General features: G+C 35.1%; 15 protein-coding genes, 6 tRNA genes, 5 rRNA genes and 1 other annotated feature (1 of these 27 running past the window's edge). All 26 genes read left to right on the top strand.

The window, feature by feature from the left end:
• Positions 1 to 2,596: ribosomal RNA gene (locus tag ACYQ1T_RS06150) — 23S ribosomal RNA — on the top strand; it begins 309 nt to the left of the window's first position.
• A gap of 146 nt (positions 2,597 to 2,742) precedes the next feature.
• Positions 2,743 to 2,859, top strand: a 5S ribosomal RNA gene (rrf, locus tag ACYQ1T_RS06145).
• A 5-nt stretch (positions 2,860 to 2,864) separates the two neighbouring features.
• A tRNA-Ile gene (locus ACYQ1T_RS06140) sits at positions 2,865 to 2,941 on the top strand.
• 5 nt (positions 2,942 to 2,946) lie between these two features.
• A tRNA-Ala gene (locus ACYQ1T_RS06135) sits at positions 2,947 to 3,022 on the top strand.
• 769 nt (positions 3,023 to 3,791) lie between these two features.
• Positions 3,792 to 5,305 (top strand): 16S ribosomal RNA (locus tag ACYQ1T_RS06130).
• A 252-nt stretch (positions 5,306 to 5,557) separates the two neighbouring features.
• Positions 5,558 to 8,462, top strand: a 23S ribosomal RNA gene (locus tag ACYQ1T_RS06125).
• Positions 8,463 to 8,664: 202 nt separating this feature from the next.
• A 5S ribosomal RNA gene (gene rrf, locus ACYQ1T_RS06120) occupies positions 8,665 to 8,781 on the top strand.
• The 16S, 23S and 5S rRNA genes sit together here with 3 tRNA genes alongside, the layout of an rRNA operon.
• A gap of 7 nt (positions 8,782 to 8,788) precedes the next feature.
• Positions 8,789 to 8,864, top strand: a tRNA-Ala gene (locus ACYQ1T_RS06115).
• A 106-nt stretch (positions 8,865 to 8,970) separates the two neighbouring features.
• The gene (locus ACYQ1T_RS06110) at positions 8,971 to 9,474 is read left to right on the top strand and encodes an HD domain-containing protein (RefSeq protein ID WP_459832965.1); all 504 of its coding nucleotides are present in this window, start codon (positions 8,971 to 8,973) and stop codon (positions 9,472 to 9,474) included.
• A 14-nt stretch (positions 9,475 to 9,488) separates the two neighbouring features.
• A complete protein-coding gene (locus tag ACYQ1T_RS06105) occupies positions 9,489 to 9,989 on the top strand; it encodes a transcription repressor NadR (RefSeq protein WP_459832963.1) in 501 nt (166 codons plus the stop codon).
• A gap of 23 nt (positions 9,990 to 10,012) precedes the next feature.
• Positions 10,013 to 11,425, top strand: a complete 1,413-nt coding sequence (locus tag ACYQ1T_RS06100; RefSeq protein ID WP_459832961.1) for an NAD(P)/FAD-dependent oxidoreductase — start codon at positions 10,013 to 10,015, stop codon at positions 11,423 to 11,425.
• Positions 11,426 to 11,440: 15 nt separating this feature from the next.
• Positions 11,441 to 11,674 (top strand): DUF1667 domain-containing protein, encoded by a 234-nt coding sequence (locus ACYQ1T_RS06095; RefSeq protein WP_459832958.1) that lies wholly within the window; start codon positions 11,441 to 11,443, stop codon positions 11,672 to 11,674.
• A 99-nt stretch (positions 11,675 to 11,773) separates the two neighbouring features.
• Positions 11,774 to 11,976, top strand: a binding site (T-box leader).
• 59 nt (positions 11,977 to 12,035) lie between these two features.
• On the top strand, positions 12,036 to 13,316 hold the full coding sequence (serS, locus tag ACYQ1T_RS06090) for a serine--tRNA ligase (protein WP_459832956.1): 1,281 nt from the start codon (positions 12,036 to 12,038) through the stop codon (positions 13,314 to 13,316).
• A gap of 257 nt (positions 13,317 to 13,573) precedes the next feature.
• A complete protein-coding gene (locus ACYQ1T_RS06085; protein WP_459832953.1) occupies positions 13,574 to 14,431 on the top strand; it encodes a Rossmann-like and DUF2520 domain-containing protein in 858 nt (285 codons plus the stop codon).
• Complete coding sequence (gene panB / locus ACYQ1T_RS06080) at positions 14,428 to 15,255, top strand: 3-methyl-2-oxobutanoate hydroxymethyltransferase (protein ID WP_459832951.1); 828 nt, start codon at positions 14,428 to 14,430, stop codon at positions 15,253 to 15,255. Before ACYQ1T_RS06085 ends, panB begins: the two co-directional genes overlap by 4 nt.
• A gap of 18 nt (positions 15,256 to 15,273) precedes the next feature.
• Positions 15,274 to 16,119 carry a pantoate--beta-alanine ligase gene (gene panC / locus ACYQ1T_RS06075; RefSeq protein ID WP_459832949.1) on the top strand — a complete coding sequence of 282 codons (846 nt, stop codon included), beginning with the start codon at positions 15,274 to 15,276 and terminating at the stop codon, positions 16,117 to 16,119.
• Positions 16,120 to 16,131: 12 nt separating this feature from the next.
• Positions 16,132 to 16,518, top strand: coding sequence for an aspartate 1-decarboxylase (gene panD / locus ACYQ1T_RS06070; RefSeq protein WP_459832947.1), 387 nt, complete (start codon positions 16,132 to 16,134; stop codon positions 16,516 to 16,518).
• 123 nt (positions 16,519 to 16,641) lie between these two features.
• A tRNA-Ser gene (locus tag ACYQ1T_RS06065) sits at positions 16,642 to 16,732 on the top strand.
• 255 nt (positions 16,733 to 16,987) lie between these two features.
• Positions 16,988 to 17,078 (top strand) — tRNA-Ser (locus ACYQ1T_RS06060).
• Positions 17,079 to 17,105: 27 nt separating this feature from the next.
• Positions 17,106 to 17,196 (top strand) — tRNA-Ser (locus tag ACYQ1T_RS06055).
• Between the two features lie 178 nt (positions 17,197 to 17,374).
• Positions 17,375 to 18,385, top strand: coding sequence for a LacI family DNA-binding transcriptional regulator (locus ACYQ1T_RS06050; RefSeq protein ID WP_459832944.1), 1,011 nt, complete (start codon positions 17,375 to 17,377; stop codon positions 18,383 to 18,385).
• A 215-nt stretch (positions 18,386 to 18,600) separates the two neighbouring features.
• Entirely contained in the window at positions 18,601 to 19,545 is a 945-nt protein-coding gene (locus ACYQ1T_RS06045; RefSeq protein ID WP_459832942.1) for an ROK family protein, read from the top strand.
• 150 nt (positions 19,546 to 19,695) lie between these two features.
• Positions 19,696 to 21,360, top strand: a complete 1,665-nt coding sequence (locus ACYQ1T_RS06040) for a glycoside hydrolase family 13 protein (RefSeq protein WP_459832940.1) — start codon at positions 19,696 to 19,698, stop codon at positions 21,358 to 21,360.
• A gap of 27 nt (positions 21,361 to 21,387) precedes the next feature.
• Entirely contained in the window at positions 21,388 to 23,046 is a 1,659-nt protein-coding gene (locus ACYQ1T_RS06035; RefSeq protein ID WP_459832938.1) for a PTS transporter subunit IIBC, read from the top strand.
• 2 nt (positions 23,047 to 23,048) lie between these two features.
• Entirely contained in the window at positions 23,049 to 23,831 is a 783-nt protein-coding gene (locus ACYQ1T_RS06030) for an endonuclease/exonuclease/phosphatase family protein (protein WP_459832935.1), read from the top strand.
• A 268-nt stretch (positions 23,832 to 24,099) separates the two neighbouring features.
• Positions 24,100 to 24,621 carry a GNAT family N-acetyltransferase gene (locus tag ACYQ1T_RS06025; protein ID WP_459832932.1) on the top strand — a complete coding sequence of 174 codons (522 nt, stop codon included), beginning with the start codon at positions 24,100 to 24,102 and terminating at the stop codon, positions 24,619 to 24,621.
• Positions 24,622 to 24,666 lie beyond the last annotated feature (45 nt).

The raw sequence follows: 24,666 nt of genomic DNA, 5'->3' as shown, positions 1-24,666 counted from the left end.
AATAAGCAAATTTGTAACCGAAGATAACTGGAAAGTTAAGCCGTAGAGTGTAATAGCCACGTAGGTAAAACGAAGAAGCTTAGAGTTCTGATCCAGAGTACCACGAGACACGTGAAACCTTGTGGGAAGCAGGGAGGACCACCTCCCAAGGCTAAATACTACCTGATGACCGATAGTGAAGCAGTACCGTGAGGGAAAGGTGAAAAGAACCCCGGGAGGGGAGTGAAATAGAACCTGAAACCGTGTGCCTACAACCGGTCAAAGCCCCATATGAGGGTGATGACGTGCTTTTTGTAGAACGAGCCAACGAGTTACGGTATGTAGCAAGGTTAAGTACTTAAGGTACGGAGCCGAAGGGAAACCGAGTCTTAATAGGGCGACTAGTTGCATGCCGTAGACCCGAAACCGGGTGACCTATCCATGGCCAGGTTGAAGCGGGGGTAAAACCCCGTGGAGGACCGAACCACGTTGCTGTTGAAAAAGCATGGGATGAGCTGTGGATAGCGGAGAAATTCCAATCGAACTCGGAGATAGCTGGTTCTCCTCGAAATAGCTTTAGGGCTAGCGTCGGATATGAGTAATGGAGGTAGAGCACTGAATGGGCTAGGGGGCATATCGCTTACCGAACCTTATCAAACTCCGAATGCCATATACTATGAGTCCGGCAGTCAGACTACGAATGATAAGATCCGTGGTCAAAAGGGAAAAAGCCCAGATCGTCAGCTAAGGTCCCAAAGTGTAAGTTAAGTGGAAAAGGATGTGGGATTTCTAAGACAACTAGGATGTTGGCTTAGAAGCAGCCACTCATTGAAAGAGTGCGTAATAGCTCACTAGTCGAGAGATCCTGCGCCGAAAATGTCCGGGGCTCAAACTTACCACCGAAGCTACGGGCTGAAGTTTACTTCAGCGGTAGAGGAGCGTCGTAATCGGGCTGAAGTCGTACCGTAAGGAGCGGTGGACTGATTACGAGTGAGAATGTTGGCATTAGTAGCGAGATGTAAGTGAGAATCTTACAGGCCGAAAACCTAAGGTTTCCTGGGGAAGGCTCGTCCGCCCAGGGTTAGTCGGGACCTAAGCCGAGGCCGAAAGGCGTAGGTGATGGACAATCGGTTGATATTCCGATACCACTATTATCGTTATTATCGATGGTGTGACGGAGAAGGATAGGATGTGCTAGCGATTGGAAATGCTAGTCTAAGCGTTTAGGAAGTTAAGGTAGGCAAATCCGCTTTAACAATTCTGAGGCGTAATGGGGAAGGTCCAAGTGACCGAAGTATCTGATTCCATGCTTCCAAGAAAAGCATCTAGAGAGAGAAATAGTGCCCGTACCGCAAACCGACACAGGTAGGTGAGGAGAGAATCCTAAGGCCATCGGAAGAATTGCAGTTAAGGAACTAGGCAAATTGACCCCGTAAGTTCGCGAGAAGGGGTGCCTACGAGAGTAGGCCGCAGAGAATAGGCCCAAGCAACTGTTTAGCAAAAACACAGGTCTCTGCTAAAGCGTAAGCTGATGTATAGGGGCTGACGCCTGCCCGGTGCTGGAAGGTTAAGGGGAACACTTAGCGCAAGCGAAGGTGTGAACTTAAGCCCCAGTAAACGGCGGCCGTAACTATAACGGTCCTAAGGTAGCGAAATTCCTTGTCAGGTAAGTTCTGACCCGCACGAATGGCGTAATGACTTGGGCACTGTCTCAACTGCAAATCCGGCGAAGTTGTAGTGCGAGTGAAGATGCTCGCTACCCGCGATTGGACGGAAAGACCCCGTAGAGCTTTACTGTAGCTTAGCATTGAATTCCGATATTGTCTGTACAGGATAGGTGGGAGACTGAGAAACTAGGGCGTCAGCCTTGGTGGAGTCAACCTTGGGATACCACCCTGACAGTATTGGGGTTCTAACCGGACGCCATGAATCTGGTGACGGGACATTGTTAGGTGGGCAGTTTGACTGGGGCGGTCGCCTCCTAAAAAGTAACGGAGGCGCCCAAAGGTTCCCTCAGAACGGTCGGAAATCGTTCGAAGAGTGCAAAGGCAGAAGGGAGCCTGACTGCGACACCTACAAGTGGAGCAGGGACGAAAGTCGGGCTTAGTGATCCGGTGGTACCTCGTGGGAGGGCCATCGCTCAACGGATAAAAGCTACCTCGGGGATAACAGGCTGATCTCCCCCAAGAGTCCACATCGACGGGGAGGTTTGGCACCTCGATGTCGGCTCGTCGCATCCTGGGGCTGTAGTAGGTCCCAAGGGTTGGGCTGTTCGCCCATTAAAGCGGCACGCGAGCTGGGTTCAGAACGTCGTGAGACAGTTCGGTCCCTATCCGTCGCGGGCGTAGGAAATTTGAGAGGAGCTGTCCTTAGTACGAGAGGACCGGGATGGACTGACCTCTGGTGCACCAGTTGTTCTGCCAAGAGCATAGCTGGGTAGCTAAGTCGGGAAGGGATAAACGCTGAAAGCATCTAAGCGTGAAGCCCCCCTCAAGATGAGATTTCCCATAGCATAAGCTAGTAAGACCCCTTGAAGAACACAAGGTTGATAGGTCAGAGGTGTAAGTATGGTAACATATTTAGCTGACTGATACTAATAGGTCGAGGGCTTGACCAATAAAAAAGAAGAAAACTCAGCACAGCTGAGTAAATTCGAGAAATAAAATCAAAGAATTTTGGCTCTCATTCATGTGCAATTTTCAGAGAACAAACTCTGAAAATTAAAAAGAAGAAACTGAATCAAAGATTTAGAATCTCAAACCATCTAGTGATGATGGCGTAGAGGAAACACTCCTTTCCATTCCGAACAGGACAGTTAAGCTCTACAGCGTCGATGGTACTGCACGGGTGACTGTGTGGGAGAGTAGAACGTCGCTAGGTTATTAGGATCTTTAGCTCAGTTGGTTAGAGCAACCGGCTCATAACCGGTAGGTCCGGGGTTCGAGTCCCTGAAGGTCCACCATTTTTGGGGGTATAGCTCAGTTGGGAGAGCACCTGCCTTGCACGCAGGGGGTCAAGAGTTCGAATCTCTTTACCTCCACCAAAAAGCTACGAATTATTTCGTAGCTTTTTTTTCGTATATTTTAATTATTTAAGGATATACTTTTAAATGTATAATTAACAAATATTATTAAATTAATCAATTAAGAAATTAAAAAAAGACTTTAATATTAAAAGCAAAAAAAAGAATTTTACTTATAAATGTTTAAAATATTTTAAGTTTAAGAAGAAATATTTTAGTAGTTAATAATTACTAAATATAAATTATAGATAATATTAAGTAAATATTCATATAAATAATTAAATCTAACTCCAACATAAAGAGCGTAACCTATAATTTGCAAATTTGTAGAGTTATACTGTAATAATGTATAAATTTAATTTGAAGTAAAACCATATATATTTAATATAAAATGGAATAATTACAAGAAAACTTATCCTAGTGTATCAATATAAGAAATATATAGAATAATGTAGAAAAATAGAGAATTTACGTATTAAATTCTTATTAATAGAAAAATATACACTATCTATTTAAAATTAAAATGATAATATAAATCATGTTCTCGAGAGAGAGCACTACAAATGTCAAACTTTAAAACTTAAATATAAATTAGAATTTAATTTTAAAAAGTTTAAAAAAAGTATTGACATAAAATCTTAAAGATGTTAAGATAATGAAGTCGCTTGAGGGCGGCGAAGAGAAAATGGTCTTTGAAAATTGAACAGAATAAAAGTTAAGTATAACCAGCAATTCTTTTGAAAGTCTTAAAATTAAGACTCAAAGTAATTTGAGCAAGCAGATTAAACTTTTTAGTGAGAGTTTGATCCTGGCTCAGGACGAACGCTGGCGGCGTGCCTAACACATGCAAGTCGAGCGAGGAGAGTTTTTTCGGAAACAAACCTAGCGGCGGACGGGTGAGTAACACGTGGGCAACCTGCCTTGTAGAGGGGAATAGCCTTCCGAAAGGAAGATTAATACCGCATAATATTGCAGCTTCGCATGAAGCAGTAATTAAAGGAGCAATCCGCTACAAGATGGGCCCGCGGCGCATTAGCTAGTTGGTGAGGTAACGGCTCACCAAGGCGACGATGCGTAGCCGACCTGAGAGGGTGATCGGCCACATTGGGACTGAGACACGGCCCAGACTCCTACGGGAGGCAGCAGTGGGGAATATTGCACAATGGGGGAAACCCTGATGCAGCAACGCCGCGTGAGTGATGAAGGTTTTCGGATCGTAAAGCTCTGTCTTCGGGGACGATAATGACGGTACCCGAGGAGGAAGCCACGGCTAACTACGTGCCAGCAGCCGCGGTAATACGTAGGTGGCGAGCGTTGTCCGGATTTACTGGGCGTAAAGGGAGCGTAGGCGGACTTTTAAGTGAGATGTGAAATACCCGGGCTCAACCTGGGTGCTGCATTTCAAACTGGAAGTCTAGAGTGCAGGAGAGGAGAGTGGAATTCCTAGTGTAGCGGTGAAATGCGTAGAGATTAGGAAGAACACCAGTGGCGAAGGCGACTCTCTGGACTGTAACTGACGCTGAGGCTCGAAAGCGTGGGGAGCAAACAGGATTAGATACCCTGGTAGTCCACGCCGTAAACGATGAATACTAGGTGTAGGGGTTGTCATGACCTCTGTGCCGCCGCTAACGCATTAAGTATTCCGCCTGGGGAGTACGGTCGCAAGATTAAAACTCAAAGGAATTGACGGGGGCCCGCACAAGCAGCGGAGCATGTGGTTTAATTCGAAGCAACGCGAAGAACCTTACCTAGACTTGACATCTCCTGCATTACTCTTAATCGAGGAAGTCCTTTCGGGGACAGGATGACAGGTGGTGCATGGTTGTCGTCAGCTCGTGTCGTGAGATGTTGGGTTAAGTCCCGCAACGAGCGCAACCCTTATTGTTAGTTGCTACCATTTAGTTGAGCACTCTAGCGAGACTGCCCGGGTTAACCGGGAGGAAGGTGGGGATGACGTCAAATCATCATGCCCCTTATGTCTAGGGCTACACACGTGCTACAATGGCAAGTACAAAGAGATGCAATACCGCGAGGTGGAGCTAAACTATAAAACTTGTCTCAGTTCGGATTGTAGGCTGAAACTCGCCTACATGAAGCTGGAGTTGCTAGTAATCGCGAATCAGCATGTCGCGGTGAATACGTTCCCGGGCCTTGTACACACCGCCCGTCACACCATGAGAGTTGGCAATACCCAAAGTTCGTGAGCTAACCGCAAGGAGGCAGCGACCTAAGGTAGGGTCAGCGATTGGGGTGAAGTCGTAACAAGGTAGCCGTAGGAGAACCTGCGGCTGGATCACCTCCTTTCTATGGAGAAATCTAGTTAACAAGACGTTTAACTAGTATTCAAAAGATATGGTATCTTAACTTCTGTTCAATTTTGAAGGACCAAAATCCTTCAAAAATATAAGATTGTTATGCAATCTTATTGTTCTTTGAAAATTGCACATGAATTAAAAACAACTTTTTTAGCGAAAGCTAATTGAGAAGTGACAACAAGCCAAGAAAAATATTCTTTGTGAAAATAAATTAACTCTTTGTAATAAGAGAACCTTAATAGGTCAAGCTACAAAGGGCGCATGGTGAATGCCTTGGCATCAGGAGCCGATGAAGGACGTGATAAGCTGCGATAAGCTTCGGGTAGGCGCACATAGCCAGTGATCCGGAGATCTCCGAATGAGGAAACTCACATGGGAAACCCCATGTATCCTGTAGTAAATACATAGCTACAGGAAGGTAAACCCAGGGAACTGAAACATCTAAGTACCTGGAGGAAGAGAAAGAAAAATCGATTTTCTTAGTAGCGGCGAGCGAAAGGGAAAGAGCCCAAACCAGAGATTTATCTCTGGGGTTGCGGACAGAACATTAAATAAGCAAATTTGTAACCGAAGATAACTGGAAAGTTAAGCCGTAGAGTGTAATAGCCACGTAGGTAAAACGAAGAAGCTTAGAGTTCTGATCCAGAGTACCACGAGACACGTGAAACCTTGTGGGAAGCAGGGAGGACCACCTCCCAAGGCTAAATACTACCTGATGACCGATAGTGAAGCAGTACCGTGAGGGAAAGGTGAAAAGAACCCCGGGAGGGGAGTGAAATAGAACCTGAAACCGTGTGCCTACAACCGGTCAAAGCCCCATATGAGGGTGATGACGTGCTTTTTGTAGAACGAGCCAACGAGTTACGGTATGTAGCAAGGTTAAGTACTTAAGGTACGGAGCCGAAGGGAAACCGAGTCTTAATAGGGCGACTAGTTGCATGCCGTAGACCCGAAACCGGGTGACCTATCCATGGCCAGGTTGAAGCGGGGGTAAAACCCCGTGGAGGACCGAACCACGTTGCTGTTGAAAAAGCATGGGATGAGCTGTGGATAGCGGAGAAATTCCAATCGAACTCGGAGATAGCTGGTTCTCCTCGAAATAGCTTTAGGGCTAGCGTCGGATATGAGTAATGGAGGTAGAGCACTGAATGGGCTAGGGGGCATATCGCTTACCGAACCTTATCAAACTCCGAATGCCATATACTATGAGTTCGGCAGTCAGACTACGAATGATAAGATCCGTGGTCAAAAGGGAAAAAGCCCAGATCGTCAGCTAAGGTCCCAAAGTGTAAGTTAAGTGGAAAAGGATGTGGGATTTCTAAGACAACTAGGATGTTGGCTTAGAAGCAGCCACTCATTGAAAGAGTGCGTAATAGCTCACTAGTCGAGAGATCCTGCGCCGAAAATGTCCGGGGCTCAAACTTACCACCGAAGCTACGGGCTGAAGTTTACTTCAGCGGTAGAGGAGCGTCGTAATCGGGCTGAAGTCGTACCGTAAGGAGCGGTGGACTGATTACGAGTGAGAATGTTGGCATTAGTAGCGAGATGTAAGTGAGAATCTTACAGGCCGAAAACCTAAGGTTTCCTGGGGAAGGCTCGTCCGCCCAGGGTTAGTCGGGACCTAAGCCGAGGCCGAAAGGCGTAGGTGATGGACAATCGGTTGATATTCCGATACCACTATTATCGTTATTATCGATGGTGTGACGGAGAAGGATAGGATGTGCTAGCGATTGGAAATGCTAGTCTAAGCGTTTAGGAAGTTAAGGTAGGCAAATCCGCTTTAACAATTCTGAGGCGTAATGGGGAAGGTCCAAGTGACCGAAGTATCTGATTCCATGCTTCCAAGAAAAGCATCTAGAGAGAGAAATAGTGCCCGTACCGCAAACCGACACAGGTAGGTGAGGAGAGAATCCTAAGGCCATCGGAAGAATTGCAGTTAAGGAACTAGGCAAATTGACCCCGTAAGTTCGCGAGAAGGGGTGCCTACGAGAGTAGGCCGCAGAGAATAGGCCCAAGCAACTGTTTAGCAAAAACACAGGTCTCTGCTAAAGCGTAAGCTGATGTATAGGGGCTGACGCCTGCCCGGTGCTGGAAGGTTAAGGGGAACACTTAGCGCAAGCGAAGGTGTGAACTTAAGCCCCAGTAAACGGCGGCCGTAACTATAACGGTCCTAAGGTAGCGAAATTCCTTGTCAGGTAAGTTCTGACCCGCACGAATGGCGTAATGACTTGGGCACTGTCTCAACTGCAAATCCGGCGAAGTTGTAGTGCGAGTGAAGATGCTCGCTACCCGCGATTGGACGGAAAGACCCCGTAGAGCTTTACTGTAGCTTAGCATTGAATTCCGATATTGTCTGTACAGGATAGGTGGGAGACTGAGAAACTAGGGCGTCAGCCTTGGTGGAGTCAACCTTGGGATACCACCCTGACAGTATTGGGGTTCTAACCGGACGCCATGAATCTGGTGACGGGACATTGTTAGGTGGGCAGTTTGACTGGGGCGGTCGCCTCCTAAAAAGTAACGGAGGCGCCCAAAGGTTCCCTCAGAACGGTCGGAAATCGTTCGAAGAGTGCAAAGGCAGAAGGGAGCCTGACTGCGACACCCACAAGTGGAGCAGGGACGAAAGTCGGGCTTAGTGATCCGGTGGTACCTCGTGGGAGGGCCATCGCTCAACGGATAAAAGCTACCTCGGGGATAACAGGCTGATCTCCCCCAAGAGTCCACATCGACGGGGAGGTTTGGCACCTCGATGTCGGCTCGTCGCATCCTGGGGCTGTAGTAGGTCCCAAGGGTTGGGCTGTTCGCCCATTAAAGCGGCACGCGAGCTGGGTTCAGAACGTCGTGAGACAGTTCGGTCCCTATCCGTCGCGGGCGTAGGAAATTTGAGAGGAGCTGTCCTTAGTACGAGAGGACCGGGATGGACTGACCTCTGGTGCACCAGTTGTTCTGCCAAGAGCATAGCTGGGTAGCTAAGTCGGGAAGGGATAAACGCTGAAAGCATCTAAGCGTGAAGCCCCCCTCAAGATGAGATTTCCCATAGCATAAGCTAGTAAGACCCCTTGAAGAACACAAGGTTGATAGGTCAGAGGTGTAAGTATGGTAACATATTTAGCTGACTGATACTAATAGGTCGAGGGCTTGACCAATAAAAAAAAGAAGAAAACTCAGCACAGCTGAGTAAATTCGAGAAATAAAATCAAAGAATTTTGGCTCTCATTCATGTGCAATTTTCAGAGAACAAACTCTGAAAATTAAAAAGAAGAAACTAAATCAAAGATTTATATGAAGGAAACTCAGCACAGCTGAGTGGTTTCGATAGCTAAATCAGAGATTTAGAATCTCAAACCATCTAGTGATGATGGCGTAGAGGAAACACTCCTTTCCATTCCGAACAGGACAGTTAAGCTCTACAGCGTCGATGGTACTGCACGGGTGACTGTGTGGGAGAGTAGAACGTCGCTAGGTCATATTTGGGGGTATAGCTCAGTTGGGAGAGCACTTGCCTTGCACGCAAGGGGTCAAGGGTTCGAATCCCTTTACCTCCACCAAGTAAAAGCTACGAAGTATTTCGTAGCTTTTTTTGTTATATAAATTGATAATAAAAATATATAATGGTATTATTTTTATATACTTAATAGAAAAAAGGTGAAGTGTATGGCTTTATATAGAGTTAAGCAATTTTTATGGGCATGTAGTTCATTATTTAAGAAAATAGATTACGATTATATAAGAAAGTATTTAAGTGAAGATGAAATTAAACTTTTTAATGAGCTTAAGCATAATGATAAGCATCATTGTATAAGAGTTTGTAAGGATTCTATGATTATGAGAGATGAAAAAAAAATTAATGTAGATAAGATTAAGCTTGGAAAAGCAGCATTATTACATGATATAGGAAAAAGTAAATTTCATTTGAATGTTATGGAGAAGTCAATGGTAGTTTTATTAGATAAAGCTACTAAGGGGAAAATTAATAAATATGATAATATAAAGCAAATAGATATATATTATAATCATCCTAAAATAGGAGCAGATATATTAAGGAATTACAACTATGATAATGAAATTTTAGAAGTGGTAAAATATCATCATCATAGCGATATAGGTGAAAATAATAAAATATTGGATATAATAAGTAAATGTGATAATAAAAATTAAACTTGAGGTGAAGAATGAAATCTATAGAGAGAAGAGAACAGATAATAAAGATATTGGTAAGTAGTAATGAAGCTATAAAGGGAGTTGATTTAGCAAATAGGTTTAATGTTACTAGGCAGGTAATAGTTAAGGATATAGCAATATTAAGAGCTTCAGGTAAAAATATAATAGCTACTCCTGATGGGTATATATACAATAAGGATGTAAATAGAGTAAAAGCAATTATAGCTGTAAATCACACAAGTGAAAAAACTATAGAAGAATTAGAGATTGTAGTTAAGTATGGTGGGATTATAGAAGATGTTATTATAGAACATCCCTTGTATGGAGAGATAAGAGGAAATTTAATGATAAAAAATCTTAATGATTTAAATAAATTTGAAAAAGTATTTAAAGAAGTTAGTCCACTTTCAAATCTTACTAATGGTATTCATCTTCATACAATATCTGTAGATTCTAAGGAGAACATGGAAAGTATAAAATTAGAGTTAAAAGAAAAGGGTTTTTCACTATAAATTTTTAGGAGGATTTGAGAATAATGGATTATGATATTCTTATATTAGGTGGTGGAATAATAGGCTGCTCTGTTGCTTATGAGCTATCTAAGTATAATTTTAATATAGCAGTTATAGAGAAGGATTATGATATTGCAGATGATATATCATTTGTTAATACATCAGTTGTATATGATGGATCAGAAACTTCAGATAATGTAATGGCTGGACTTGAATATATAGGAAACTATATATTAAAAGAAACTTGTGAAAAATTTAAAGTTCCTTTTAAAAAGATAGGTGCACTTAGGGTTGTTAATGATGATAATGGTGTGAAAAAGTTAAATGAAATGTATGAAAGAGCAATAAGAAGAGGAATAGATGGAGTATATCTTATTGATGACAAGGATGTATATGATATAGAGCCTAATATAAATATGAATATAAAAAAAGGTTTGTATTCTGAAAATGTAGCAATTGTTGCACCTTATGATTTAGCAATTGCATATGCTGAAGTAGCTTCAGACAATGGGGTAATTTTTAGATTAGAAGAAGAAGTAATGAATATACAAAATCTAACTAAAGGGTTTAGGGTAACAACAAATAAGAATAAATTTTCATGTAAGGTTGTTATAAATACTATACCAAATGAAATTTATATTCAGGAAAATGGGATTGTAAAAGATAAAGAAGTTTGTAATGATAGAAATAAATTTAAAAATATGAGTTATTTATTGGTGGATGATAACTATAACAATAAATTAAATAAAATAGTAATAGAAACCTTTGATAAAGATACATTTGTTTTAAGTACTCCAACAACTAGTACTGGATCGTTAATTGGAATAAAAAGTACAGAAAAAACTAGTTTAGATGATAATTTAAATTATGCTAATAATTTATTAATTAATTTAGATAAAAGTAATATAAACAATCTATTTAGAGAAAGCTATGATAAAGATTCTATGCTTATAGATGATAGTGAAATTGATAGAGGATATATAAGAGTTACAGGAACACATTATGGCAAGATAACAATTGCGCCTGCTATTGCTAAAATGATTTGTGATACAATAGCAAATAATTTAAAGTGTACATTAAAAAAGAATTTTTTAGATAAGAGAAGAGAAGTATATAAGTTTAGAGAACTTAATAAAAAGGAATTAAATGAAATAATAGCTTTAGATAAAAGATATGGTAAAATAATTTGCGTATGTAATAATATATCAGAAGGTGAAATTGTTGATTGTATTAGAAGACCTTTAGGAGCAAGAACGGTTGAAGGTGTTAAAAGAAGAACAGGAGCAGGATTTGGTAGTTGCCATGGAGCGTATTGTTATGAAAAAATAATAAAAATCCTAGCTAGGGAGCTAGATAAAAAGACTACAGATATAGTTAATGACTCTAAAAATTCTAGGATTATATCTGGAAGAATAAAAGAGTTTGAAGAGGTATAAATTTTGGAGGAGAATATGAATAACAAGGATATTTTTACATCTGTAATTCGTGTTAAGGGTAGTGAAAGATATAAGGTAGTACCTGCGAAAAGTAGTGAACCTGTAGAGAAAACATTATGGATAGAATTATCTAAAGTTTTAAGTAGGTTATATGCAAGTGTACCTATAAATGTTGGAGATATAATATGTAGAAATGTTTTAAATACTGGGGTAGATATTATTTGCACAAGAGATTTAGATAAGGAATAAATAATTTAAAATAGTAAATAATATAAAAAAGGATAAATAAAAAACTAGTAAAATATTGACATATAGCAGTAATTATAATATATTTATCTTAAACAAAATATTAAACCTATGAAAAGGCTAGTAATAATATTATTTGCTTTAAGAGAGTCGATGGTTGGTGTAAATCGATAGTAAAATATTATGAATCCACCTTGGAGGGACTGTGATGAGCAGTACGGATTTAACCGTTAAAGTTTTTAAGAGAATAGTATTTTTATAATACTATTAATTAGGGTGGCAACGCGGAGTCTTTCGTCCCTTTTTGGGAGAGAGGCTCTTTTTTATTTACAAAAATAACTTTTATGCGAGAGGAGATATAAAAATGTTAGATTTAAAAAGAATTAGAAATAATCCAGATGAAATTAAAAAAGCTTTAGCAAATAGAGGTGAGGATTTTAAGGAATCAACTATAGATGAAATTATAGCTTTAGATGAAGAAAGAAGAAATATATTAGTTGATGTTGAAGCTTTAAAAAGTAAAAGAAATCAAGTTTCAGCTGAAATACCAAAATTAAAAAAAGCCGGTGAAGATGTTACAGCTATAATGGCAGAAATGAGAGAACTTGGTGATAAAATAAAAGAAGATGATGTAAGAGTTGCTGAAATAGATGCTAAACTTGAATATATAATGTTAAGAATGCCTAATATACCAAATCCACAAGTTCCAGAAGGAGATACTGATGAGGATAATGTAGAAATTAAAAGATGGGGAGAACCAACTAAATTTGCATATGAACCAAAAGCTCACTGGGATTTAGGAACAGATTTAAATATTCTTGATTTTGAAAGAGCAGGAAAGACAACAGGATCAAGATTTACTATGTACAGAGGCTTAGGAGCTAGATTAGAAAGAGCTATAATAAACTATTTCTTAGATAAGCATACTTTTGAAAATGGATATGAAGAAGTATTACCTCCATTTATGGTTAATAGAGAAAGTATGACTGGTACAGGTCAATTACCTAAGTTCGAAGAAGATGCATTTAAGGTTGAAAACAATGGATATTTCTTAATACCAACAGCTGAGGTTCCGGTAACTAATATGTATAGGAACGAAACATTTAGAGGAGAAGAACTTCCAGTTAAACATGTAGCTTATTCAGCTTGTTTTAGAGCAGAGGCTGGATCAGCAGGAAGAGATACAAGAGGACTTATTAGACAACATCAATTTAATAAAGTTGAATTAGTTAAGTTCTGTAAGCCAGAACAAAGTTATGAAGAGTTAGATAAATTAGTTAAAGATGCTGAGTCAGTATTACAAGGATTAGGATTACCATATAGAATAGTTAGAATATGTAAGGGTGATTTAGGGTTTACTGCTGCTTTAAAATATGATATTGAAGTATGGATGCCAAGTTACAATAGATATGTTGAAATATCAAGTTGTTCAAACTTTGAAGATTTCCAAGCTAGAAGAGCTAATATTAAATACAAAGAAACTCCAAAAGATAAGCCACAATTTGTTCATACATTAAATGGATCAGGAGTTGCTATAGGTAGAACAGTTGCAGCTATACTTGAAAATTACCAAAAGGAAGATGGAACAGTAGAAATTCCAGAAGCTTTAAGAAGATTTATGAACTGTGAAAAAATAACTAAATAATAAATAATAAATAAGTTAAAAGGAATAATTACTTTAATAAAGGTATATTGGTCCTTTTAACTTATTTTATTATGTAAATAAAATGTAACTTTACAACTATAATACATGTTAATAATTGAAATTATATACAATATATGATAATCTTTATCTGGGTAGTATTAGAATAAACTACACCATTATTTTATATTTGATAATTTTAATTAGACAGCTCATATCGGAAGAATGAGACTAAATAGTATCACACTCTAGTATAGGAGGTGATAATTATAAATGTAGGTTTTATAGGTGCTGGGAAAGTGGGATTTTCCATAGGAAAATATTTAAAGGAAAACAATATCTCAGTAACTGGATACTATAGCAAAAGTGAAGACTCATCTTATAGAGCTTCAATTTTTACAAATACAAGTCAATATAAAAGTTTAGAAAATATAGTACGTGAAAGTGATGCTATATTCATTACTACGCCTGATGATAAAATCAAAGAGGTTTGGAATGAAGTAAATAAACTGTCTATTAAAAATAAATTAATTTGCCATTGTAGTGGCTCATTATCTTCAAATATCTTTTCAAATATAAATCAATATGGTGCCTATGGGTATTCTATTCATCCTATGTTTGCAATTTCAGACAAGCATAATTCTTATAAATCTCTAAAAAAAGCATTTATTACTATTGAGGGACATGAAAAGTACTTAAAAGAAATAGAAAATAAAATAATGTCCTTAGGAAACAAAGTTAAAATTATAAACAAAGAAAATAAGCCTTTATATCATAGTTCTACTGTTATTGTAAGTAACCTAGTATTAGGTCTTATTAATAATGGTATAAAAACATTAGAACAGTGTGGGTTTAATGAAAATGAAGCAATAGAAGCATTATATCCATTAATAGAGTTTAATATTAAAAATATAAAGGAAAAAGGGGCATTAGAAAGTTTAACAGGTCCAATAGAAAGAGGCGATTTAGAAACTATAAAAAAACACTGTTCTTTTTTGCATGAACGGGAATTAGAGATATATAAATTGTTATCTTTAAGTATTTTAGATATAGCTAAAAGAAAAAATATTGATAAGAATTATGATAATTTAGAAGGGTATTTAGGGGGATTAAAATGAAAAATACAATAGTTACATTTAAAGAGGCAAAAAATAAAAATGATAAATTAACAATGCTTACAGCATATGATTATTCAACAGCAAAATTAATAGATGAAGCTGGCATAAATGGAATACTAGTAGGAGATTCCTTAGGAATGGTATGTCTAGGTTATGAAGATACATTATCTGTAACAATGGAAGATATTATACATCATACTAAAGCAGTTAGTAGAGGAGTAAAAAATACTTTAGTTGTAGCTGACATGCCATTTATGTCATATCAAACATCAACTTATGATGCAGTAGTAAATGCAGGAAGACTTATAAAAGAGGGACGAGCTAATGTAGTTAAATTAGAAGGTGGAATAGAAGTATGTGATAAGATAGACGCAATAGTTAAAGCTTCTATACCAGTTATGGCACATATAGGATTAACACCTCAATCAGTTAATGCATTTGGTGGATTTAAGGTACAAGGAAAAAGTGAAGATGCAGCAAGACGATTAATAGAAGAGGCAAAGGCGGTAGAAAAGGCAGGAGCTTTTGCTGTTGTATTAGAATGTGTACCTGAGAGGCTTGCAGAAATAATAACTAAAGAGATAAGTATACCTACTATAGGAATTGGTGCTGGAGCTAAGTGTGATGGTCAAATTTTAGTATATCAGGATATGCTAGGTATGTTTAATGATTTTACCCCTAAATTTGTTAAAAAATATGCTAATTTAGGAGAAAGTATGAGTAGTGCATTTAAAAAATATATAGATGAAGTAAAAGATGGAATTTTTCCAGAAGATGTTCATAGCTTTAAAATTAATGATGAAGTAATTGAAAAGTTATATTAATAAGGGGTATTAGAAAATATGAAAATTTCAGGAAGTATAGATTACGTTAGAAATAAGGTTAATGAATGGAAAAGAGAAGGATTAAGTGTTGGATTTGTACCTACAATGGGATATTTGCATGAAGGACATGAAAGTTTAATAAAGAAAGCAGTAGAGGAAAATGATAAAGTTGTTGTTAGTATATTTGTAAACCCGATACAGTTTGGACCAAAAGAGGATTTAGATAAATATCCTAGGGATTTAGAAAGGGATATCTCTATTTGTAGCAATGCAGGAGCAAATTTAATATTTAATCCAGAAAATAAAGAGATGTATTTTGATAACTTTTCAACGTTTATAAATATGAATGGATTAACAAAAGGGTTATGTGGAAAAAGTAGACCAACTCACTTTACAGGGGTTTGTACAGTAGTAGCAAAATTATTTAACATAATACCTGCAAATAGGGCTTATTTTGGTGAAAAAGATGCACAACAGTTAGCTGTTATAAGAAGAATGGTAAGAGATTTGAACATTGATATAAAAATAGTAGGTTGCCCAATAGTAAGAGAAGAGGATGGCTTAGCTAAAAGCTCAAGAAACACCTATTTATCTTTAGAAGAAAGGAACGCTTCTATTATATTAAATAAATCCTTAAAAGAGTGTAAGACAGCTTTAGATAATGGAATTAGAGATAGTGAAATACTAAAAAATATAATAATAGAAAATATAAAAAAAGAGCCACTAGCTAAGATAGATTATGTAGAAATAGTAGAAGCTGAATCTATAGAAGCCATTAATAATATAAGAAATAGTGTATTGGTAGCTATAGCTGTATATTTTGGGAAAACAAGATTAATAGATAATTTTATATATGAGGTTTAGTGAGGGAAAAAAATGAAGTTAAATATGTTAAAAGGAAAAATCCATAGAGCAAAAGTAGTACAGGCGGAATTAAATTATGTTGGAAGTATAACAGTTGATGAGGAATTACTTGAAGCAGCTGGAATATTAGAATATGAGATGGTTCAAATAGTTGATATAGATAATGGAAGTAGATTTGAAACATATACAATAGCTGGGGAAAGAGGATCAGGACTTATATGTCTTAATGGAGCAGCTGCTAGATGTGTGCAAGTTGGTGATAGAATAATAATAATGAGTTACTGTCAATTAGATTCTGAAGAAGTCTTAGATCATAAACCTAGAGTAGTATTTGTAAATGATGAGAATAGAATAAGTAGAGTTACTAGATATGAAAAACATGGTGAACTTTCAGAATAATAAATAGATAATAAAAATAGGGAATATGAATAAAAGTATATTCTCTATTTTTATAATTTTATAAAAGTGTTGACATAATAAAAAAAAATGATATAATAATATTTGTCGAAAGACGATAAACGTGGAAAGATGGTCGAGTTGGTTTAAGGCACCGGTCTTGAAAACCGGCGTACCTTTGCGGGTACCCAGGGTTCGAATCCCTGTCTTTCCGCCAAAAGAAAACATCTAGCTTAGCTAGGTGTTTTTTTTATTTAATAAATTATATTAATAGCTAAGTTGGAGTAGTTTAATAATGATGTTAAAACTAACTTCCTAAAGAATAAAATAAATTCTATGTTTTACTATATATTTATGGGTGTTTAGTTATATAGGTTAGATAACATTAAAAAAGTTATATAAATTTTAAAATAAATGTTGACAGGTAGTTAAGTGGTTGCTATAATAATATTTGTCGCAAGGCGATAAATGTGGAAAGATGGTCGAGTTGGTTTAAGGCACCGGTCTTGAAAACCGGCGTACCTTTGCGGGTACCCAGGGTTCGAATCCCTGTCTTTCCGCCATTATATTTTAAATATAAGAAGGCACATGGAGAAATACTCAAGTGGCTGAAGAGGCGCCCCTGCTAAGGGCGTAGGTCGGGCAACTGGCGCCCGGGTTCAAATCCCGGTTTCTCCGCCAAAACATCTAACGAAAGTTAGATGTTTTTTTATTTTAAAGAAGTTTTTAGTTAAGGTAATTAATTATAAAGTTTAAAATATATATTTTAAAAGATTGTATTAAGTAAATTTTTAATATTTATTTTAAATTTATAATATACTATAATTTAATAGAAGGATTTCGGGAGAAGAGGGATTATATGAAAGTTACTATAAAAGATGTAGCAAAAGAAGCAAATGTTGCACCATCAACAGTATCAAGAGTATTATCAAATAGTCATAAAATAAGTGAAGAAACTAAAATAAGAGTAAATGAAGCTATAAAAAAATTAAATTATACGCCTAATATTATTGCAAGAGGGTTAGCTAATAATAAAACTAGAATATTAGCAGTAGTCTTACCAGAAGAAGCGGAAGATATATTTTCTAATCCGTTCTTTGTTCAGGCTATGAAAGGAATAAGTATAAGTGCACAAAGTGAAAATTATTATATAATGTACGCCTTTAAAGATTCAGGAAAAAATGAAGATGATTTATGGACTAAAAAATTTATAGATAGCAATTTAGTAGATGGAATTTGTTTATTAACATCAAAAGAAAATGATGATTGTATAAATTATTTAAAAGATACAAATTGTCCATTTGTAGTAATAGGAAGACCGGAAGAAATAGATGGAGTATTATGGGTAGATAATGATAATTTTCAAGCTATGTATAACTTAGTACATATATTAATAGATAAAGGTCATAAAGAAATTGCTTTTATAGGAGCTAAAGAAAACTTAAATGTATCTAAAGATAGATTGAATGGATATATACAGGCCTTAGCAAGTAGAGGAATAAAATTAAATAATAATTTTTTATTAGAAATGAAGGACTTTACTCAAAAAGAAGGTTATATTGCTACTAAAAATATATTTGAGAAAGACTCTCCAACAGCAATAGTAACAACAGATGATTTATTAGCCTTTGGAGTTCAAGAGGCTTTAAATGAATTGAATATAAATAATGTAGCAGTGGCTGGATTTAATAATACACCATTAGCAAAATATCAAAATCCACCTTTAGCATCTGTAGATATTAATTCTGAAAAACTAGGATATTTTGCAACTAAGCTATTAATAGATAAACTTGAGAAAAGAGAAACAGATCATAGATATTATATTATAGATACAGAATTAGTGGAGAGAGAATCTTTAAATAAAAAATAAGGTAGCAGTAAATGCAATCGCTTGCATAAAACTTTATATAAGTAAGTAAAAAGAAGATAACTTTTAAAAATCAAAAAATATAGCTGAAAATGGTCTCTAATTAAATTGTAAACAATTTCTGGAGATGCTATACTAAATTCAATGATAAGAGAAAAAGTTAAGAAAAGGTTTTAATGGACTTTTAAGTTAGTAGTAATATATCTAGGGGGATTAAAATGGAAAAGAAATATGTAGTTGGAGTTGACTTAGGTGGAACTAAAATTTACACTGCATTAGTTGATTTAGAAGGAAACGTAAAAAAAGAAATAACAATAAAAACTGAAGCAGAAAAAGGCGAACAAGCTATACTAGAAAATATACTACACACAATAGATAACGTATTAGAGGGAACCAATATCAATGAAGTTAAGGCAATTGGAGTAGGATCACCAGGACCTTTAGATGTAGAAAAAGGGTTAATAGTATATACACCAAATTTACCATTTAAAAACTTTAATATAGTAAAGCCTATAAAAGAAAAATACGGAGTAGATACTTATTTAGATAATGATGCAAATGTTGCAACATTAGGAGAGTTTATGTTTGGAGCAGGACAAGGAAGTAATAACATGGTATTTATCACTGTTAGTACTGGAATTGGTGGCGGTGCAATAATAAATGGTAGATTATTTAGAGGAAGCACAGCAAATGCATTAGAAGTTGGACATATGACAGTAATGAAGGGTGGCCCAAGATGTGGCTGTGGTAATACAGGCTGTGCTGAAAGTGTAGCTTCAGGAACAGCAATAATGAAAAGAGCTAGAGAGGCTGTGGCTAGTAATGCAGATACAGCATTAAAAAATTATGAAGAAGTTACAGCTAGGGAAGTTTTCTTAGAAGCAGAAAAAGGAGATATGGTTGCAAAAGATATTTTAAATGACTGTTTATCATATCTAGGAATTACAGTAGCAAATATAGCTAATATATTTGATCCAGACAAGGTTGTTCTTGGTGGGGGAGTAAGTAATGCTGGAAGAATTGTTTTTGATAAAATAGAAGAAGAAATGCAAAGAAGAGCATTAAGAACAATTTCTAAAAACTGCAAAATAGAAAAGGCTATATTAGGTGGAAAAGCTGGAGTTTTAGGAGCAGCAGCTTTAGCTATACTAGAAAGCAAGTAGTAATAGAATTAGTAATAGAAAAAATGTTTATATTAATAGAGAACAGAGTAGAATCTGTGTATAGAAGAATGTACAGTCAAAGCTGTACATATCTTTTTAAGCATTAGGCAATCGTTTGCATAAAGATGAGTAGATTCTGTGGAGGTAAAAATGAAGCGTATATGGTGGAAAGAAGCAGTTGGATATCAAATATACCCTAGAAGTTTTAAGGATTCAAATAATGATGGAATAGGGGATCTAAAAGGGATTATAGAAAAGTTAGATTATTTAAAAGATTTAGGAGTAAACGTTATATGGATATGCCCTATGTATAAATCTCCAAATGATGATAATGGATATGATATAAGTGATTATCAAGATATTATGAGTGATTTTGGAAATATGAATGACTTTGATCAACTATTAAAAGAAGTTCATAATAGAGGAATGAAATTAATAATAGATTTAGTTGTAAATCATACTAGTGATGAACATAAATGGTTTATAGAGTCTAAATCATCTAAGGAAAATCCTAAAAGAGATTGGTATATATGGCGAGAAGGAAAGAATGGATTAGAGCCAAACAATTGGGAAAGTATCTTTAAGGGATCAGCGTGGGAATATGATGAAAATACTAATGAATATTTCTTACACTTATTTAGTAAAAAGCAGCCTGATTTAAACTGGGAAAATCCAGAAGTTAGAAAAGAAATATACAAAATGATTAATTGGTGGTTAGATAAAGGTATAGATGGATTTAGAGTTGATGCAATTAGCCATATAAAAAAGGAAAAAGGATTAAATGATATGCCTAATCCAGAAAAACTTAAATATGTAAATTCCTTTGATAAGCATATGAATATAGATGGAATACATGATTTCCTAAAAGAATTAAAAGAAGAGACATTTAATAAGTATGACATAATGACAGTTGGAGAAGCAAATGGAGTAAGTGCTGAAGAAGGAGACCTTTGGGTTAGTGAAGATAAGGGAAAATTCAATATGGTATTCCAATTTGAACACTTAAAATTATGGGATCTAGAAGAAGGAAAAGCATTTGCACTTAAAGAGTGTAAAAAAGCATTAACAAAATGGCAAAAGGGATTAGAAGGAAAAGGATGGAATGCTTTATTTGTTGAAAATCATGATATACCAAGAGTAATTTCAAGATGGGGTAATGATAAGGAATATTGGAGAGAATGTTCAACAGCTTTTGCATTAATGTACTTTATGCAACAAGGAACTCCATTTATATATCAGGGTCAAGAAATAGGAATGACTAATGTACAGTTTAATAATATAAATGATTATAATGATATACAGGGAATTAATATTTATAAAGAGAAGATAGAGCAAGGATATACTGAAGAAGAAGCATTAAAGATTTTATGGACAATATCAAGAGATAATTCACGTACACCAATGCAATGGGATTCAAGTGATAATGCTGGGTTTACAGAAAGTAATCCATGGATTAAAGTTAATAAAAACTATGTAAATATTAATGTAGAAAATCAAATAAGTGATGAAAAGTCTATATTAAATTTTTATAAGAAGTTAATAAATACAAGAAAAGAAAATCTTACTCTTGTATATGGAACTTATGATTTAATATTAGAAGATAATGAAAATATATATGCATATACTAGAACTTTAGATAATGAGAAATACTTAGTAATAGTTAACTTATCAGAAAATAAAGTTTTATATAGATACGATGAATGTAAGTTAAATTATGATGGATTATTAATAAATAATTATAATGTAGAAGAGCATAAAACAATAACTAAATTTACATTAAAGCCTTATGAAGCGAGAATGTATAGAATTTATTAAATAATTAATGAAGGAGAGAATTTTACTATGGGGAATACAAATAAAAGAGGAAAATTAATTTCATTTGATTTTTGGCAAAAGTTCGGGAAAGCATTATTAGTGGTAGTTGCAGTTATGCCTGCAGCTGGGCTAATGATATCAATTGGAAAGTTAATAGGAATGTCATTTGATATAGCATTTATAGATACAATTGCAAGAGTTATGGAGGATATTGGTTGGGCTATTATAGGAAATTTACATGTTTTATTTGCAGTAGCAATAGGTGGATCATGGGCTAAGGATAGATCAGGTGGGGCATTTGCAGGATTATTAGCTTTCATATTAATTAATCGTGTGACAGGAGCAATTTTTGGAGTTAATACAGCAATGTTAGCAGATAAATCTGCTACAGTAAATTCACTATTTGGAAATGCATTAGTAGTACCAGATTACTTTACAAATATATTAGGTGCACCTACATTAAATATGGGTGTATTTGTAGGAATTATAGCAGGTTTCTTAGGGGCTGCATTATACAATAAGTATTATAACTATAATAAATTACCTAAAGCACTAGACTTCTTTAATGGAAAGAGATTTGTACCTTTTGTTGTTATTGTTGGATCAGTAGTTTCAGCAATTGTATTAGCAATTGTTTGGCCTTTTATACAAGGATTATTAAATAGCTTTGGTGTTTGGCTTGCACAATCAAAGGATACAGCACCAATATTAGCACCATTTGTTTATGGATCATTAGAGCGTTTATTATTACCTTTTGGATTACATCATATGTTAACGGTACCAGTAAACTATACAGAGTTAGGTGGAGTATATCAAATGTTAACAGGACCAGCAGCTGGAACAATGGTTGCAGGACAAGATCCATTATGGTTAGCATGGATTACAGATTTAATTAATTTAAAAGATACAGGAAATATGGCTGAATATAATAATTTATTAACATCAGTAGTACCAGCAAGATTTAAAATGGGACAAGTAATTCTATCTTCAGCATCACTAATTGGTGTGGCTTGTGCAATGTATAAGAATGTAGATAGTGATAAGAAAAAGAAGTATAAAACAATATTTTTCTCAGCAGCTTTAGCTGTATTTTTAACTGGTGTTACAGAACCAATAGAATTTATGTTTATGTTTATTTCTCCAATACTTTATGTTGCATATGCTATTATTACAGGTATAGGATTTGCTTTAGCAGATATATTTAATTTAAGAGTACATGCATTTGGATTTATCGAATTTGTAACTCGTGTTCCGATGATGGTTAATGCAGGTTTAGTAAAAGATTTAATAAACTTTATTATTACTTGTGGAGTATTCTTTGGATTAAACTTTACAATATTTAATTTCTTAATTAAGAAGTTCAATATACCAACACCAGGTCGTAAGGGGAATTATATTGATTCAGAAAATGAAGAAATAGAAAATAAATCATCAGTAAGCTCGAATGACTTACAAGCAGTAAGTATAATATCATTATTAGGAGAAAAAGATAATATAGAAGATATAGATGCATGTATGACTCGTTTAAGAGTTACTGTAAAGGATATTAGCTTAGTAGCAGATGAAAAAGAATGGAAGAGAAATGGAGCACTTGGACTAATACTAAGAGATAAAGGTGTTCAAGCAATATATGGACCAAAGGCAGATGTATTAAAATCAAATATCCAAGATATATTAGGAGTTTAAAAATGAAATTACTAACACTAAATTGTCATTCATGGCAAGAGAAAGATCAACTAGATAAAATTAAATATTTAGCTAAGACAATAAAAGAAAAGCAGTATGATGTTATAGCATTACAAGAAGTAAGTCAAAGAGTTGATACAAAATTGCTTTATGAAAATATTAGAGAAGACAATTTTGTGTACTTGTTAAAGAAAGAACTTGAAGCTTTAGGTGAATATGATTATACCTTTGTATGGGATTTTTCACATATAGGTTATGATATATATGAAGAGGGATTAGCTATAGTAACAAAGCACAAAATAAAAGAAAGTAGATCATTCTATGTTTCACAAAGTAGTGATAAAAATAATTATAGAAGCAGAAATATAATAGAAGCTACAATTAGCATAGATAATAAAGAGTACAGCTTTCTAAGTTGTCATTTAGGATGGTGGGGAGATACTTACGAACCTTTTAAATATCAGGCAGATATGTTAATAAAAAACATTAAGAAAAATAGCTTTATTATGGGAGATTTTAATAATAATGCATTAGTAAGAAATGAAGGATATGATTATTTAATAGGACTTGGGCTTGTAGATACATTTTTAATTGCTACCAAAAAGGATTCAGGTATAACTGTAGATGGAGAGATTGATGGTTGGGAAAAGTGTAAAGAAAGCAAAAGACTAGACCTTATACTAACTTCTAATAAATATAGTAAAATAACTTCTTCAAAAGTAATATTTAATAAAAAAAATAAGATAATTATTTCAGATCATTTTGGTGTAGAAGTAATATTATAGAAATAAACTCGGCAAGTGTGCCGAGTCTTTTTTTTAGGAAGTTATATCAATATCTAAATTGAAAATAACTTAATTATGGTTTTAATACTAAGAGTTGTTATAATGGGTAAAATTTTAAAGAAATTAAAGTTCTATGAAGTAGAATAGCAAATATGAAATTTTATTTGGTGTAAAGGGTAGTAAAAGATAAATTGAAATTAGTAAATTTAAACAAATAAGAGTATCATTTAAGTATCAGTAATATTTAGCTAGAGAGGGGTAAAAGGTTATGATATATGGAGAAAAAATATATTTAAGAGAAGTAGTAAAGGAAGATATAGAAACCTTATACAACATATGTGTTGATGAAGAAGTGTTAAAATACAATGGTGGACAAGCTGATATTCCAACTAAAGATCAAATAGTAAGTAGATTTCATCATTTTACAAGGCCGAATAAAAAGGAATTAGCAATTATAAATAGAAAAAGAGATGTAATTGGATATATTTATTATAAAGAAAATAGTTATACTATAGATGTATATTCAATTGGATTAACTATAGGAAGAGAATATTGGGGACAAGGATACGGTAAGGACTCCATTAGAACAATATGTAACTTCTTATTTGATAAAAAGAAAGCACATAAAATTGAACTTGAAGTTGTTAGCGAAAATAAAAGAGCTATTAATTGTTATAAAAAGTGTGGTTTTATAGAAGAGGGATTAAGAAGAAGTAAATATTATATTAAGGGAGAATACTTAGATACAATTATTATGGGGATATTATCAAAAGAATTTAAATTAAAATAAAGGTAATAATTAATATATGTTATAAAATAATCATTTGTAAGGAGG

The organism is Clostridium carnis, from assembly GCF_054657435.1.
This window is presented reverse-complemented; position numbering and strand designations above follow the sequence as displayed.